The 15,253-nt window shown below is 73.3% G+C and carries 15 protein-coding genes; 7 read left to right on the forward strand and 8 right to left on the reverse strand.

The window, feature by feature from the left end; all coding sequences use genetic code 11:
- Nucleotides 1–56: 56 nt before the first annotated feature.
- Both ACZ69I_RS37460 and ACZ69I_RS37465 read right to left on the reverse strand, forming a co-directional pair.
- Nucleotides 57–1,412 (reverse strand): aminotransferase class III-fold pyridoxal phosphate-dependent enzyme, encoded by a 1,356-nt coding sequence (locus ACZ69I_RS37460; protein WP_470836975.1) that lies wholly within the window; start codon nt 1,410–1,412, stop codon nt 57–59.
- 472 nt (nt 1,413–1,884) lie between these two features.
- Nucleotides 1,885–2,067, reverse strand: a complete 183-nt coding sequence (locus ACZ69I_RS37465; protein ID WP_467674325.1) for a hypothetical protein — start codon at nt 2,065–2,067, stop codon at nt 1,885–1,887.
- 49 nt (nt 2,068–2,116) lie between these two features.
- Here ACZ69I_RS37465 and ACZ69I_RS37470 point away from each other — a divergent pair, with 49 nt between their 5' ends.
- The 3 genes from ACZ69I_RS37470 to ACZ69I_RS37480 all read left to right on the forward strand — a co-directional run bounded on the left by ACZ69I_RS37470 (nt 2,117) and on the right by ACZ69I_RS37480 (nt 4,549).
- Nucleotides 2,117–2,422: a hypothetical protein gene (locus tag ACZ69I_RS37470; protein WP_470836976.1), complete on the forward strand. Its 306-nt coding sequence runs from the start codon at nt 2,117–2,119 to the stop codon at nt 2,420–2,422.
- Between the two features lie 69 nt (nt 2,423–2,491).
- Nucleotides 2,492–3,187 (forward strand): response regulator transcription factor, encoded by a 696-nt coding sequence (locus ACZ69I_RS37475; protein ID WP_470836977.1) that lies wholly within the window; start codon nt 2,492–2,494, stop codon nt 3,185–3,187.
- A gap of 3 nt (nt 3,188–3,190) precedes the next feature.
- Entirely contained in the window at nt 3,191–4,549 is a 1,359-nt protein-coding gene (locus ACZ69I_RS37480) for a sensor histidine kinase (RefSeq protein ID WP_470836978.1), read from the forward strand.
- Here ACZ69I_RS37480 and ACZ69I_RS37485 read toward each other — a convergent pair.
- Nucleotides 4,488–5,294: a VTC domain-containing protein gene (locus ACZ69I_RS37485; protein WP_467674333.1), complete on the reverse strand. Its 807-nt coding sequence runs from the start codon at nt 5,292–5,294 to the stop codon at nt 4,488–4,490. The genes ACZ69I_RS37480 and ACZ69I_RS37485 overlap by 62 nt on opposite strands.
- Nucleotides 5,291–5,938 (reverse strand): DUF4956 domain-containing protein, encoded by a 648-nt coding sequence (locus tag ACZ69I_RS37490; protein WP_470836979.1) that lies wholly within the window; start codon nt 5,936–5,938, stop codon nt 5,291–5,293. Before ACZ69I_RS37490 ends, ACZ69I_RS37485 begins: the two co-directional genes overlap by 4 nt.
- Nucleotides 5,939–6,137: 199 nt before the next feature.
- Here ACZ69I_RS37490 and ACZ69I_RS37495 point away from each other — a divergent pair, with 199 nt between their 5' ends.
- The 3 genes from ACZ69I_RS37495 (at nt 6,138) to ACZ69I_RS37505 (ending at nt 9,161) form a co-directional block, all read left to right on the forward strand.
- Nucleotides 6,138–6,734: a DJ-1/PfpI family protein gene (locus tag ACZ69I_RS37495; RefSeq protein ID WP_470836986.1), complete on the forward strand. Its 597-nt coding sequence runs from the start codon at nt 6,138–6,140 to the stop codon at nt 6,732–6,734.
- Nucleotides 6,735–6,748: 14 nt separating this feature from the next.
- Complete coding sequence (locus ACZ69I_RS37500) at nt 6,749–7,213, forward strand: MarR family winged helix-turn-helix transcriptional regulator (protein ID WP_467674337.1); 465 nt, start codon at nt 6,749–6,751, stop codon at nt 7,211–7,213.
- 79 nt (nt 7,214–7,292) lie between these two features.
- A complete protein-coding gene (locus ACZ69I_RS37505) occupies nt 7,293–9,161 on the forward strand; it encodes a serine/threonine-protein kinase (RefSeq protein ID WP_470836981.1) in 1,869 nt (622 codons plus the stop codon).
- Between the two features lie 99 nt (nt 9,162–9,260).
- On the opposite strand, the gene ACZ69I_RS37510 is transcribed toward ACZ69I_RS37505, so the two are convergent.
- Entirely contained in the window at nt 9,261–10,544 is a 1,284-nt protein-coding gene (locus tag ACZ69I_RS37510) for an adenylosuccinate synthase (protein ID WP_467674341.1), read from the reverse strand.
- Between the two features lie 176 nt (nt 10,545–10,720).
- Between ACZ69I_RS37510 and ACZ69I_RS37515 the strand changes: the two genes are divergently transcribed.
- On the forward strand, nt 10,721–11,638 hold the full coding sequence (locus ACZ69I_RS37515; protein WP_470836982.1) for a diacylglycerol kinase family protein: 918 nt from the start codon (nt 10,721–10,723) through the stop codon (nt 11,636–11,638).
- A gap of 28 nt (nt 11,639–11,666) precedes the next feature.
- On the opposite strand, the gene ACZ69I_RS37520 is transcribed toward ACZ69I_RS37515, so the two are convergent.
- The 3 genes from ACZ69I_RS37520 to ACZ69I_RS37530 form a co-directional block, all read right to left on the reverse strand.
- Entirely contained in the window at nt 11,667–12,890 is a 1,224-nt protein-coding gene (locus ACZ69I_RS37520) for a cytochrome P450 (protein WP_470836983.1), read from the reverse strand.
- Between the two features lie 103 nt (nt 12,891–12,993).
- Nucleotides 12,994–13,662: a response regulator gene (locus ACZ69I_RS37525; protein ID WP_467674347.1), complete on the reverse strand. Its 669-nt coding sequence runs from the start codon at nt 13,660–13,662 to the stop codon at nt 12,994–12,996.
- On the reverse strand, nt 13,659–15,002 hold the full coding sequence (locus ACZ69I_RS37530; RefSeq protein WP_470836984.1) for a sensor histidine kinase: 1,344 nt from the start codon (nt 15,000–15,002) through the stop codon (nt 13,659–13,661). Before ACZ69I_RS37530 ends, ACZ69I_RS37525 begins: the two co-directional genes overlap by 4 nt.
- Nucleotides 15,003–15,253 lie beyond the last annotated feature (251 nt).

Raw genomic sequence — 15,253 nt, forward strand, 5'->3', positions numbered from 1 at the left:
CCCCCGCCCGCCGTCACCGCGGGGAACCACGGAGCTACCTGGTGTGATCCTCCCGGCTACACGGTGTGCTCGTCCGCCGCCGTCAGCGCCTCGTCGAGGGCCGCGAGGCCCTCCTTCGCCTCGGCCTCCGTGATGGTGCACGGCGGGACCACGTGGGTGCGGTTCATGTTGATGAACGGCCACAGGCCCCGCTTCTTGGCGGCGGCGCCGAACGCGGCCATCGGGGCGTTCGCCTCGCCGGTGGCGTTGTAGGGCACGAGCGGCTCGCGGGTCTCCCGGTTCCGCACCAGTTCCAGGGCCCAGAACATGCCGACGCCGCGCACCTCGCCGACCGAGGGGTGGCGTTCGGCGAGCGCGCGCAGGCCGGGCTCGACGACCTGGGCGCCGAGGGCGGCGGCGTGCTCGACGACGCCTTCCTCCGCCATGACGTTGATCGTGGCGACGGCCGCGGCGCAGGCCAGCGGGTGGCCGGAGTAGGTGAGCCCGCCCGGGTAGGGCCGCTTGGCGAAGGTCTCCGCGATCTCCCCGGAGATGGCGACGCCGCCGAGCGGAACGTATCCGGAGTTCACGCCCTTGGCGAAGGTCATCAGGTCCGGCACGACGTCGAAGAGGTCCGCGGCGAACCACTCGCCGGTGCGGCCGAAGCCCGCCATGACCTCGTCGAGGACGAAGACGATGCCGTACTTGTCGCAGAGCGCGCGGACGCCCGCGAGGTAGCCGGGCGGCGGGATCATGATGCCCGCGGTGCCGGGGACCGTCTCCAGGATGATGGCGGCGACGGTCTGCGGCCCCTCGTAGACGATCGTGTCCTCCAGGTGCTGGAGGGCGCGCTCGCACTCCTGCTCCTCCGTCTCCGCGTAGAAGCGGGAGCGGTAGAGGAAGGGGGCCCAGAAGCGGACGACGCCCGCGGTGCCGGTGTCGGAGGCCCAGCGGCGCGGGTCGCCGGTGAGGTTGATGGCCTGGTGGGTGCCGCCGTGGTACGAGCGGTACGCGGAGAGCACCTTGGGGCGGCCCGTGTGCAGGCGGGCCATGCGGGTGGCGTGCTCGACGGCGTCGGCGCCGGCGTTGGTGAAGAAGATCTTGTCCAGGTCGCCCGGGGTCCGCTCGGCGATGAGGCGGGCGGCCTCGGAGCGGGCCTCGACGGCGAAGGCGGGCGCGAACGTCGTCATCGTCGCCGCCTGCTCCTGGATCGCGGCGACGACCTTCGGGTGCTGGTACCCGATGTTGGTGTAGACGAGGCCGCTGGTGAAGTCGAGGTAGCGGTTCCCGTCGAAGTCCCAGAAGTACGAGCCCTCGGCGCCGGCGATGGCCGGGGGGTCGATGAGCTCCTGTGCGGACCAGGAGTGGAAGACGTGGGCGCGGTCCGCGGCCTTCACGGCGGCGCCGACCTGGGGATTCGGCTGAGGGGTCATGGGGCCGAGGGTAGATGTCCACGGAGTGGACGGGACATGGGCGTCTTGTCTGACGTGCGGGGTGGAATGCGACAGAGTGTCGGGGGGGGTCATCCGGACGCCGCCGTATGGTCCTGGTCGGGCGGGGCTCTGTGCGCGGTTCCCCGCGCCCCTGGGTGGGACTCCTGGGCGCCCCCCGTACGGGTCTGGTCGGCGGGGCTCCGTGCGCAGTTCCCCGCGCCCCTGGGGAAGACACCTGGGCGCCCCCGTACCGTGCCTGGGCAGGCGGGGCTCCGTGCGCAGTTCCCCGCGCCCCTGGGTGGGGCTCCTGGGCGGGAGCTTGCGGGTGAGGGTGCCCGGGGTTGCCTCAGGGGCGCGGGGAACTGCGCGGCACGCCCCCACCGGCCCGCACCCGCACGCACCGGCCACACCCGCCCCCAACCCCGACCTCGACCCCAACCCCAACCCCAACCCCAACCCCCGAAAGCGAACCTCAGTCGTCGTCCGCGTCCGGGACCACCTTCGCCCGGGGACCGGACGGCGCGCAGCGGATCTCGTACGGGAGGTCGTCCTGTGCGTCGTCGTCCCCCGGCTCCGCCTCCAGGCGGGCGACCGCCGACGGCCCCCGCTCCACGTCGTCGTCGATGTGGAAGCCGTCCGCCGGGCTCCAGGACACGAGATACACCGTCCCGTCGGACCGGCACTCCACCGTCGCCGAGCCCCCCGTGAAACGGACAGTGGACCGCTCCGGCGAAGACGGCACGGGCGAGGACGAGGAGGGCGAGGAGGACGAGGGCGAGGGGGACTTCGGGGGCGGCGAACCCGAGGGCCGCGCTGACGCCGACGTCAGCGCCCGCCGCACCGCCGCCTCGTCCAGCGGACGACTGTGCGCCGCCCCACCCGCACTGTCCGAACTCGCCAACTGCCACGCGCCCAGCGCCCCCGCCGCCGTACCCACGGCCACCCACGCCGCCGTACCCACCGCGTTCCGCCACTTCCTCATCCCGCCACTGTGCCGCATCGTTTCCTAACGCCCGGTTAAGAGCCCGTCCTTGAACCCCGGCAAGAGCGCGCGCCCCGCCCCTGACTACGGTGGTTGTATGGCACATCTTCTCGTCGTCGAGGACGACCCCCAGCTCCGCGGCGCGCTGGTGCGGGCCCTCCGCGACAAGGGGCACGCCGTGGCGACCGCGCCGAGCGGCATGGCCGGTCTGGACGCCGCGGTGACCAGCAGGCCCGATCTGGTCGTGCTCGACCTGGGGCTGCCGGACGTCGACGGCGCGCAGGTGCTGCGCATGCTGCGCGCGGTCAGCGACGTCCCCGTCATCGTGGCCACCGCCCGCGACGACGAGCCGCAGATGGTGACCGTCCTCGAAGCCGGGGCCGACGACTACATCGTCAAACCCTTCGGCGCCGCGCAACTGGACGCCCGCGTCAAGGCCGTGCTGCGCCGCCTCGGGGTGGGCGAGCCGGAGGAGCCGCTGCGCGTGGGGGCGCTCTCCATCGACCCGGCCTCCCGCGAGGTGACCCTGGGCGAGGCGGCCCTCGACCTCACGCCCCGCGAGTTCGACCTCCTCGCCTACCTGGCCCGCCGCCCCGGCCAGGTCGTCTCCCGCCGCGAGCTCCTCGCCGAGGTCTGGCAACAGCCGCTGGGCGGCGCCGACAAGACGGTCGACGTCCACCTCTCGTGGCTGCGGCGCAAGTTGGGAGAGACCGCCCAGGAACCCCGCTACCTGCACACGGTCCGCACCGTGGGCGTCAAACTCGCGGCCCCCGAGGCCCGGGACACGGACTGACCGATGCGCCGCAGCCTCCTCCTGCTGACCGCGGCGACCACCGCCCTGGTCCTCACCGCCCTGCTCGTCCCCCTCACCCTGCTCACCCGCACCCACGCCGCGGACCGCGCCACCGCCGAGGCCACCGCCCGCGCCCAGTGGGTGGCCCACGCCCTGGGCCCCGCCCTCGCCACCGCCGACGAGCGCGAGACGGCGGAGCAGACGGTGGAGAGCGTCAACGGCGACGGCCTGCCCTCGACGTCCCTGATCCTCGCGAACGGCCAGGTCATCGGCGCGCGCCCGCACGGCGCCCCCGCCGTCACCGACCCCGTCCGCCTCGCCCGCACGGGCCGCGCCTTCACCTACGAGACCAGCTCGGGCAGCCGCCTCGTCCTCGTCCCCGTCCAGGGCGCGAAGGACGGCACCGCCGTCGTACAGGTGACGCTGACGGAGAGGCAGTTGTACGCGGGCACCCTCGCGTCCTGGCTCGTCCTCGCCGGCATCGGCGTGGGCCTCGTCCTGCTCGGCCTGCTGCTCGCCGACCGGCTCGGTGCCCGTCTGGTCGGCGCGACCCGCCGCCTGGCCCGGACGGCTGACCGGCTGGCCGCGGGCGACCTGACCGCCCGCGCGGACCTGGCAGGACCGCCCGAACTGCGCCTGGTCGCGGGCGAGCTGAACCGCCTCGCGGCCCGCATCGACGAGCTGCTCACCGCCGAGCGGGAGAACGCCGCCGACCTCGCCCACCGGCTGCGCACCCCGGTCGCCGCCCTGCGCCTGGACGCGGAGACCCTGCGCGACGCGGAGGGGGCCCGCCGCATCGCGGCGGACGTCACGGCCCTCGAACGCAGTGTCGACGACGTGATCCGCAAGGCGCGGCGCCCGCTGCGCGAGGCCCCGCGGGCCGACCTGGCGGCGGTGACACGTGAACGGGCCGCGTTCTGGGCGCCGTTGGCCGAGGACCAGAACCGCGCCACCCGCACCACGACGCCGCCCGACGAGCTCCTCGTCCCGGTTCCCGGCGACGAACTCGCCGCCGCTCTCGACGCGTTGATCGGCAACGTCCTGGACCACACGCCCCAGGGGACGGCCTTCGCCATCGAGGTGCGCCGCACGTCCGGTGGCGAGGCGGAGCTGACCGTCACCGACGAAGGCCCCGGCTTCCCCGACGGGACCGCCCCCGGCCGCGGCACGAGCGGCGCGGGCTCCACGGGCCTCGGCCTGGACATCGCCCGCCGCACCGCCGAGGAGGCGAACGGCCGCTTCGAGACGTCGAACAGGGGCGCCGGGACCTCGCGAAAGGCCACCGGCGCCCGCGTCACGCTCACCTTCCCGCGTGCGCTCCCCGGGGGAACGCCGTCCGTACCGCCCGCGCCCACTTGTTGATCCCGAGCTCGGGCCGGACCGCGGCGTACCCCCCGCAGTACTTGGTGAAGTCCGCGGCCCGCACCCCGTACCGGTGCAGCACCCGGTCGGCCTCCGTCAGGTGCCCCTTGGTCTTGGTCTCCACCAGCACGAGACCGCTGTCGGCGGCGGCGCTGCGCCCGGTCACCGTGTCCCGTACGACGAGTCCCGCGTCGCACGTGATCCGCTGGCCGTCGGCGACGAAGGTCGCCCGCTGGTACTCGGTCACGAGCGAGGGGGTGAGGCCGTCGGGCGCCTCGACGCCGTACGACCCCCGCAGCACTCCGGCGAGGAAGCCGAGCCGCACCGCGTCGAGCGCGTGGTCGTCCCCTTCGAGCCGCTGCCGGTGCTTGACGGTCTCGCCCCGCCCGCTCTTCAGCTTGACCTCGAACTGCCGCTCCCCGCTGTCCTGATAGACCCGCTCCCGGATGCGGTAGCGCAGCCGCCTGCCCTGCCGGTGGTCGTGGAAGGTGCCGAGCTCGGGGGTGTCGTAGTACGTCGAGTGGTAGCGGAACCAGCGCCTGCCGCCGATGCTGAGCGCCCGGAAGGGGCCGCAGGGCCGCCGGGGGTCGGTCAGCAGGGCCGCGAGGTCCTCGAATATCTCGACGGGTACGAGGTAGCTGTTGTCGTAGCGGGCGAGCAGTTCCGCCTTGGCGTTCACTTCGTCGAGCGCGATGGGGTGCGCGGCGAGGGCGGCGCGGCCGATGGCGCGTACGGCGGGGTTCACACGGTCTCCTTCGGGTACCTGGGGGCGATCGTGTCGGACCGGGTCGTGCGTCGTCGTACCGTCAACTCCCGGGGTGGCGCGGAAGGTTCCGGCTGACGGAAACGGACTTCCAGCACCATGAGGTCGCGTACGTAGTCCACCTCCCGGACGGTCCACCCGAGCGGCTCCCCGAGGCGCCGGGCCAGCTCGGCCCGCAGGGTCCCCTCCTCGCGGTGCACGGAGTCCAGGGTGACGACGGCCCGCCGGTCGCGGGCGAACAGGCGCGGGTGGTCGGCGCCGTACATCACGGCGAGCAGCACACCGGCGAGCGGCGCGGCCACCGCCAGGCTCAGCTCGGGCAGGCCGCAGAGCAGGCCGAGCACGAGGGTGATGAAGTAGTACGCGACTTCCTGGTGCCGCAACGCGTCGGAGCGCAGCCGCACGATCGAGAGCACCCCGAAGAGCCCGAAGCCGAGGGCGAGCCCGCCGTCGCCGCCGACCGTCCCGAGCCCGGCGACCACCGCGAACAGGGCGACGTTCAGGGCGAGGTACGCGGGGACGAGCTCGCGCCTGTGGTGCCGCGGATAGAAGACACCGAAGGTCAGCAGGGCTACGGCTGCCAGGTCGAGGCCCAGATGGGCGCTGAGGTTCAGGGTGCTGTCCATGCCGAGGACGCTAGGGAACGCCGGGTTAAGGCCGCCCCCTGTGAGCGTTAACGAGTCCGCCGGACGGCAGGGCTCCACCGGAAGGCAGGGCGGCATGGGCGGCATGGGACCCCGGTCCATTGACAGCACGCTGTCGATTTGACAGCATGCTTACGTACGCACACGGCAGAGCATCGTGACCACCGCCCCGGAGGCCGTCATGTCCCGCAAGCCCGTACATCTGGCCCTCTACGACACGTTCGCGGACTGGGAGACCGGCCACACCACCGCCTGGCTCGCCCGCGTCGGCCACGAGATCCGCACGGTCACCCCCACCGCCGCCCCCGTCACCTCCCTCGGCGGCCTGCGCGTCCAGGGCGATCTGACGCTCGACGAACTGCGCCCCGAGGACAGCACGCTGCTGATCCTGCCGGGCGCCGACCTGTGGGACACCGGCGACGCTCTCGCGCCCTTCGGCCGCGCCGCCCGCGCGTTCCTCGACGCGGGCGTGCCGGTGGGCGCCATCTGCGGGGCCACGGCGGGCCTCGCCCGCGAGGGGCTGCTCGACGGCCGCGCGCACACCAGCGCGGCGGCGTCGTACCTGGCGGCCACGGGCTACCGGGGCGGCGAGCGGTACGTGGAGGCGGACGCGGTCACCGACGGGGACCTGATCACGGCGGGCCCGACCGAGCCGGTCGCGTTCGCCCGGGAGGTCTTCGGCCGGCTCGGCGACGTCTTCGAGGGCGAGAAGCTCGACGCCTGGTACCGCCTCTTCCACGACTCGGACCCGGCCGCGTACGAGACCCTCAACTCCTGAGCGGAGCACCGACGATGACCGACGCAGAGGACACCCGGCTGCGGCAGGACCTGCTCAGCCGGACCGCCCTCGCCGTCTTCCGCCTGAACGGCCGGTTCCTCGCCCTGTCCGAGGAGCTGGCCGGGCCCGCGGGCCTGACCGCGGCGCGCTGGCAGGTGCTCGGCGCCGTACTGCGCGAGCCGCTGCCCGTCGCCGGGATCGCCCGCGCGATGGGCATCACCCGGCAGAGCGTGCAGCGCGTCGCCGACCTGCTTGTGCGGGACGGCCTCGCCGCGTACGCCCCGAACCCGGCCCACCGCCGCGCCAAACTCCTGCGCCCCACGGACGCGGGCCGGGCCGCCGTCGCCGGGATCGACCCCGGCCACGCGGAGCTCGCGGAGCGGCTCGCGGCGGCGCTCGGCACGGACGAATTCGCGGAGACGGCACGGGTTCTGGAGAGGCTGGCGGCGGTCCTCGACGAACCCGTTACGCAACCGTAGAGCGAAGCGCGCCCCACCCTGTCGTACGGCCGCACTATCCTCACTCTGTTGCACACCAGTGGGGGAGGTCGGTGCGGCGATGGAGAAGCTCGTACCCGGAGATCCGCAGAGAATCGGCGCGTACCGGCTGCTGGCGCGGCTCGGCGCCGGCGGCATGGGGCAGGTGTACCTGGCGCGGTCGGACCGCGGCCGGACGGTGGCGGTCAAGCTCGTCCGCCAGGAGCTCGCCGAACAGGACGAGTTCAGGAACCGCTTCCGCCAGGAGGTGCAGGCCGCGCGGCGGGTCGGTGGCGCGTGGACGGCGCCGGTCCTGGACGCGGACACCGAGGCGGCGATCCCGTGGGTCGCCACGGGATACGTGGCGGGGCCCTCGCTGCAGAGCGTCGTCTCGCACGACCACGGGCCGCTGCCCGAACGGTCCGTGAACATCCTCGCGGCCGGACTCTCCGGCGCGCTCAAGGACATCCACGCGGCGGGCATCGTCCACCGCGACCTCAAGCCGTCGAACGTCCTGGTCACGATCGACGGCCCGCGCGTCATCGACTTCGGCATCGCCCGCGCCCTGGAGACGGTCACCGACGGCGGTCTGACCCGCACCGGCGCGCTCGTCGGCTCGCCCGGCTTCATGGCGCCCGAGCAGGTGCGCGGGGACCGCATCACCCCGGCGTGCGACGTCTTCTGCCTCGGCTCCGTCCTCGCCTACGCGGCGTCGGGCGCGCTGCCCTTCGGCACCGCCAACAGCGGGGTGCACGCGCTGATGTTCCGCATCGCGCAGGAGGAGCCGGATCTGGCGGGGCTCCCCGAGGACCTCACCGAACTCATCGCCGCGTGCCTGCGCAAGGACCCGGCGGACCGGCCCACCCTCGACGAGATCCAGGAGCGCACGGGCGCCGCGGACGCCCTCGCCGACGGCCGCACGGTCGATCCCTGGCTGCCGGGGGCCCTGGTCGCCCAGCTGGGGCGGCACGCGGTGCAGTTGCTGGACGCGGAGGATCCGGAGGAGACGTCGGCGGGTGGCGCGGGTGCCGCCGCGGACGCGACGGGTGAGGACGACGACCGGGCCGCCGCGCCCGCCGCACCGCCGGCGCCCGCCACGCCCCCGCAACCCGCCGCACCGCCACCGCCGGGCACCCCCGGCACCCCGCCGCCCGTGAACCACCTGCCGACCATGGTGTCCGGACAGACCCCGCCGCCCACACCCACGCCCGGCGCCCCGGCGTACGGCTATCCCCAGCAGCCCCCGCAGCAACTCCCCCAGCCCGCCGCCTACGGCTACCCGCAGGCGTTCCCGCAGAACGGCTACGGCCCCACACCCCCGTACGGGCCCGGCGCGACGCCCCCCTACGGGCCCCTCCCGCCGCAGCCCGAGCCCCCGCGCCGCAGCGGCCGTTCGACCGCCGCGCTGATCGTCGTGGCGTTGATAGTGGCCATCGGGGCGGGCGGCACCGTCTACGCCGTCATGAACGGCGACAGCACGGACAAGAAGGGCGGCGAGGACCGCAAGAACAACGCGAGCAGCTCCTCGCGGACCCCCGGGCCCACCTCCTCACCGGACCCGGCCGGCCCGTCGCCGTCCGCGTCGGAGACGGACGCGGGCAAGGTGCCCGACAAGTACCTGGGCACCTGGACCGGCGGCCTCGACACCAAGGACGGCCACAGCACCCGCGAACTCACCCTCCAGCAGGGCGAGGTGGGCGACACGGTCCTCTCGGTGACGGCGGAGGGCCCGACCGACAGCGGCGGCAGGTACCGCTGCGTCTTCGAGGGAAAGCTGGAGTCCGCGTCCGGCGACCGCCTGCACATCGGCCCCACCGTGATCACGGTCGGCGAACCCATGACGTCCTGCACCCCGGGCGAACCGAGCGTCGTCACGATCCTCGGCGACGGCAGACTGCGCCGCGCGAACACGGACGGCAGCGGCGAGCTGACGTACGACAAGGGCGACTGACCGGGCGGACCCTGCGCGCCCGCCGGTCCTCCGGGCACGCCGAAGGGGGTGGGTCGCGTTGGAGCGCGACCCACCCCCTTCGTGTGACGGGAGAGCCGATCAGACGAACGAGTTGATCTCGATCGTCTCCGTGCGGCCCGGGCCCACGCCGATCGCGGAGATCGGCGCGCCGGACATCTCCTCCAGCGCCTTCACGTAGCCCTGCGCGTTCTTCGGCAGGTCGGAGAAGGTCTGGGCCTTGGTGATGTCCTCGGACCAGCCCGGGAACATCTCGTAGATCGGCTTCGCGTGGTGGAAGTCGGTCTGGTTGTACGGGAGCTCCTCGACGCGCTTGCCGTCGATCTCGTACGCCACGCAGACCGGGATCTGCTCCCAGCCGGTGAGGACGTCGAGCTTGGTGAGGAAGAAGTCCGTCAGGCCGTTCACGCGGGTCGCGTAGCGGGCGATCGGGGCGTCGAACCAGCCGCAGCGACGGTCACGGCCCGTGGTGACACCGCGCTCGCCGCCGATCGTGCGCAGCGCCTCGCCGTCCGCGTCGTGCAGCTCCGTCGGGAACGGGCCCGCGCCGACGCGGGTCGTGTACGCCTTCAGGATGCCGATGACGCGGCTGATCTTCGTCGGGCCGACGCCCGTACCCGTGCAGGCGCCGCCCGCGGTCGGGTTCGAGGAGGTGACGAAGGGGTACGTGCCGTGGTCCACGTCCAGGAGCGTGCCCTGGCCGCCCTCGAACAGGACGACCTTGTCCTGGTCGAGCGCGTTGTTGAGGATCAGGGTCGTGTCGGCGACGTACTGCTTGATGTTCTCGCCGTGCTCCAGGAGCTGCTCGACGATCTGCTCCGCCTCGATGGCGCGGCGGTTGAACACCTTCGTCAGGAGCTGGTTCTTCTGCTCCAGGGCCGCTTCGACCTTCTGCTTCAGGATCGACTCGTCGTAGAGGTCCTGGACGCGGATGCCGGTGCGGTTGATCTTGTCGGCGTAGGTCGGGCCGATGCCGCGGCCGGTGGTGCCGATCTTCCTCTTGCCGAGGAAGCGCTCGCCCACCTTGTCGACCGTGACGTTGTACGGCGTGATGATGTGCGCGTTGCCGCTGATCAGCAGCTTCGACGTGTCGACGCCGCGCTCGTTCAGACCGCTCAGCTCGGAGAGCAGGACCGACGGGTCGACGACGACTCCGTTGCCGATGACGGGCACACAGTCCGGGGAGAGGATCCCGGAAGGGAGGAGATGCAGCGCGTACTTCTGGTCGCCGACGACGACCGTGTGGCCGGCGTTGTTGCCGCCCTGGTAGCGCACTACATAGTCCACGGAGCCACCGAGCAGGTCAGTGGCCTTTCCCTTGCCTTCGTCACCCCACTGAGCACCGAGCAGCACAAGTGCGGGCACAGGCGTACACCCCTTCCGGGCGGGGCATGTCCAAGGTCAGGGGCCGTAGCCGCCGTATGGGTGTGCCTTGGATGCTGCCCCGGAATAGACGAAGCCCCTGGCGCAATAGCGCAAGGGGCTCTTGCACAAAGATGCTACCCGAGGTCTCAAAGAACGGCTAAAAGAAAGGGCGCACGTTGTCGGCTCGCGACCAGCTCCTAGTCGTCATCGACCCGGTCGCCCGGCGTACGGACGGTGAGTCGGTACGGATCGCGAAGGACGTGCTCAGCGCGGGCGCGGCGGTCCGGGTCTGCCTGCCCGACGGCCCCGAGGACTTCACGAAAGCGCTGGCCAGAAGGGGTGCGCGGCGTCCGGTGGTGATCGGCGACGACCGTGCGCTGCTGCGGGCCGTCGGCTCTCTGCACCGGGACAGGGAGCTCGCGGGATGCGCGCTCTCGGTCGTTCCCGTGGGCGCGTCACAGACGCTCGCGCGGGCCCTCGGAGTGCCCGCCGGGGCGGTCGCGGCGGCGCGGGCGGTCCTCGAAGGGGCGGAGCGGCGGCTCGACCTGCTGGTGGACGACAGCGACGGGGTGGTCATCGGGGACCTGCGGATTCCTCCGGTGGGGGCGGCCGAGGCGGACGTCTCCGCCGGTGCGTTCGGCGCGGGCGCGGGCCCGGGTGCGGGCCCGGGTGCGGATGTCTCCGCCCGCGCCGAGTCCCGGGTGACCGCCGGTGGCCCCGCCGACGGCCACCCGTGGCTGCGCACCTGCCAGTCCTTCGTCCGCACGCTGGCCTCCCGGCCCTCGCGCCCGGTGCCCGGGGCGGGGCGCGGACCCGCACGGCTGCGCATCGAGGCGGACGGCGTCGTCCTGGTGGACCTGGACCAGCCCGTCGAGGGCGTCCGCGTCACCGCGGTCCACGGCGGCCTGGCCCAGGTGGAGGTCAGGCCCGCGTCGGTGGGCGCGGAGGCGGCGCCGCTGCGGGTACGGGCCCGGACGGTGACCGTCTCCGGCCCAGACTTCCGCTACCGCGCGGACGCGGTGGTGGCGGGCCCGGTCCGCACCCGGACCTGGACGGTCCATCCGCTGGCCTGGGGGCTCACGTTGCCCCGGTGAGGCGCGGGAGCGGCCTCCGCCGCGAGGTTCAGGCCTCGACCAGCAGTTCTTCCAGTCCCCGGATCACGAAGTGCGGCTTGCGGCGCGGGGGCGACGCGAGGGTGAGGTACGGGGCCCTGTGGAGCAGCGCTCCGAGTGATGCGGCCAGTTCCATCCGGGCCAGCGGGGCGCCGATGCAGTAGTGCAGGCCCGCGCTGAAGGAGATGTGGGGGTTGTCGCGGCGGGTCAGGTCGAGTTCGGCGGGGCGGTCGAAGACCGCGGGGTCGTGGTTGGCCGCGCCGAAGAGGAGGGCCAGCTCCGCGCCGCGCGGGATCGTCACGCCGTCGATCTCGATGTCGTCGAGGACCCAGCGTTCGAAGAGCTGCAGCGGGGTGTCGTAGCGCAGCAGCTCCTCGACGGCCGTCGGGACCAGGCCCGGGTCGGCGCGCAGGGCGGCCAGCTGCGCGGGGTTGCGGAACAGCGCGTACCAGCCGTTGACCGTGGCGTTCACCGTCGCCTCGTGCCCCGCGTTCAGCAGGAGCACGCAGGTCGAGATCATCTCCTGCTCGCTGAGCGTCTCCCCGTCCTCGTAGGCCGCGATCAGGCCCGAGATCAGGTCGTCGCCCGGCTCCTCCCGCCGGACCGCGATCAGCTCCCGCAGGTAGGCGGTGAATTCCAGGGACGCCCCGACCGCCCGCACGGCCGTCTCCTCGGGCGGGTTCAGCTCGTACATGCCGCAGATCGCCGCCGACCAGGGGCGCAGCAGCGGCCGGTCGCTCTCCGGGATGCCCAGCATCTGCGCGATGACCGCGACGGGGAGCGGCTCGGCGACACGGGCCGCGAGGTCGCCGCCGCCGTCCGCCACCAGGTCGCGCACCAGCCGGTCGGCCAGGTCCGCGATGTAGGGGCGGAGCCGCTCGACCGTGCGCGGGGTGAACGCCTTCGACACCAGGCGGCGGATGCGGGTGTGCGTGGGCGCTTCCAGGTCGAGCATGCCGTTGTCGTTGAGGACGTGGAACGGCTCGTGCTCGGGCGGCGGGGGCCTGCGCCCGAACTCCTCGTGGGTGAAGCGGTGCAGGTAGGTACGGCCGAGGCGCCGGTCGCGGAGCAGCGCCGCGACGTCCGCGTGGTGCGGGACCAGCCACTGGTCGGTGGGCGCGTGGTGGTGCACGCGGCCCGCCTCGCGCAGTCGCGTGTACGCCGGGTAGGGGTCGGCCAGGAACTCCGGTGACGAGGGGGCGAAGGCCCCGACCGCTTCGGTCGCTGCGTCCATGGCGGGACGCTAGCCCCGCGCCCGCCCCGGTGAACACCCCGCGAACGCGCTCAGAGCCTGTGCCATGTCCCCACCCGCCCGGCCGGGGATATGGCACAGGCTCTTACCCGGGCGTGACCAGCCTCGCCTCGTACGCGAACACGGCCGCCTGCGTGCGGTCCCGCAGCCCCAGCTTCACCAGGACGCGCGAGACGTGGGTCTTGATGGTGGACTCGGCGACCACGAGCCGCGAGGCGATCTCCGCGTTCGAGAGGCCCTGCGCGATGAGGACGAGGACCTCCGTCTCACGCTCGGTGAGCTCGCCGTACTGCTGGGCCTGGGCCGTGGCCGACAGCCGCGGCGACTGCGCCAGCCTGGAGAACTCGGTGATCAGGCGGCGCGTCACGGTGGGCGCGAGCAGCGCCTCGCCGGACGCCACCACCCGTACGCCGTCGGCCAGTTGGCGCGCGGACGCGTCCTTGAGGAGGAAGCCCGAGGCGCCCGCGCGCAGCGCCTGGTAGACGTACTCGTCGAGGTCGAAGGTGGTCAGGACCAGGACCTTGGAGTCGCCCTCGGCCGCGATGATCTCGCGGGTCGCCTCGATGCCGTTCAGTTCGGGCATGCGGATGTCCATCAGGACGACGTCGGGGGCGAGTTCGCGGACGCGCCGCACCGCCTCGCGGCCGTTGACGGCCTCGCCGACGACCTCGATGTCGGGCATGGCGTTGAGGAGGACGGAGAACCCTTCGCGGACCATCATCTGGTCGTCCGCGATGAGGACGCGGATCGTCATGCGAGGTCCTCCGCCGCCGATTCGAGCCGGTCCGCGTGCGGCACCGGCAGGAAGACCGTGACCTCGTAACCGCCGTCGGGCGCCTGCTCCGCCGTCATCTCGCCGTTCAGCATCGCGACGCGCTCCCGCATGCCGGTGATGCCGTGCCCGGCGCCGGGCGACGGCTTGACCAGGCCGGTCGCGGGGCCGTTCACGACGCGCAGGCCGAGGCCGCCGAGGACGTAGCCGACCTCGACGCGGGCCGCGGCGCCGGGCGCGTGGCGCAGGCTGTTGCTCAGCGCCTCCTGCACGATCCGGTACGCCGAGAGCTCCACGCCCTGCGGCAGTTCGCGGGCCGCCCCGGTGATCACCTTGTCGACGGTCAGGCCCGCGTCGCGGACGTTGTCCAGGAGGCGGTCGAGGTCGGCGAGCGTGGGCTGCGGGGCGTCCGGCGCCTCGTAGTCCTCGGCCCGCACGACGCCGAGCACGCGGCGCAGTTCGGTGAGCGCGGACACCGCGTTCTCGCGGATCGTCACGAACGCCTGCTCCAGCTCGGGCGGCGGGTTCTCCACGCGGTAGGGCGCGGCCTCCGCCTGGATGGCGACCACCGACATGTGGTGGGCGACGACGTCGTGCAGTTCCCGGGCGATGGTGGTGCGCTCCTCCAGGAGCGTGCGCTTGTCGCGCTCGATGGCGGTCACGGTGCGCTGCACGGTGACCTCGCGCTGCGCCTCGCGGCGCACGTGCACCACGGTGGTGACGAGGAGCGCGAGCGCGGAGAAGAACAGCATCTGCGGGCTGTCGCTGAAGGTGCCGCCGCCGAGGAACACCTCGATGCCGAGGGCGAAGGCCGCCGTCGCGAGCCACATCCACCCGGCGGTGCGCGGGCCCGTCCTGGCCGCCACCACGACCATCACCACGAGGTGCGCGAAGAAGGCGGCGGGCGCCCACGGCCACCCGTCCCAGCTGTCCCCCAGCGCGCCCGTGAAGGGGGTGGAGAGCAGCGCGATCCAGAAGGCGCCGACCGGCCTGGCCAGCGTCATGAGGATCGCGACCCCGGGGATCAGCCCGGTCAGCGCGTACGCGACGTAGTTGCCGTTGCCGCCCGTCCCGAAGGCGAGGAGCACGGCGATCAGGGCGGCGGCCACCACGAGGGCGTGCCGGGACCAGACCGCGTACGGCCGTATCCGCCGCGGCAGACGGCTCCTCAACGGGCCTTCGGGGCTCCCGGGCGGCAGCGGACGGTAGTCGAAGGCCCCGTGGAACAGCGCGTCGCGCAGGCCGGCGACGACGCCCACCGCCAGACGGTATTCGGGGCTTCTCTGGCCTCTGGCCTTGAGCGGCTCGGTCTTCTCGGTCACGGCTACGACGGTACGGGGGCTCCGCCGCGGGGTCGTCCACAGCAAGAGGGGTTCCCCGGGGTCCGTCCCAGGTACTACTCGCCGTCCGTGCCGGTCAAGGATGCGGAGCCCTCAGAGCCTGTCTTTGAACCCCCGTCGTCCGCGCGGAGCGCGGGTGCAGCGGCGGTCGGTGCGTGCGATCGGTGTGCGGAGTCCGAGGTCATGTGGCGGAGCCACCTGTCCTTGGACTCCGTGCGCCATGGGGGTCCCCC

This window comes from Streptomyces sp. NPDC036815 (genome assembly GCF_055609205.1).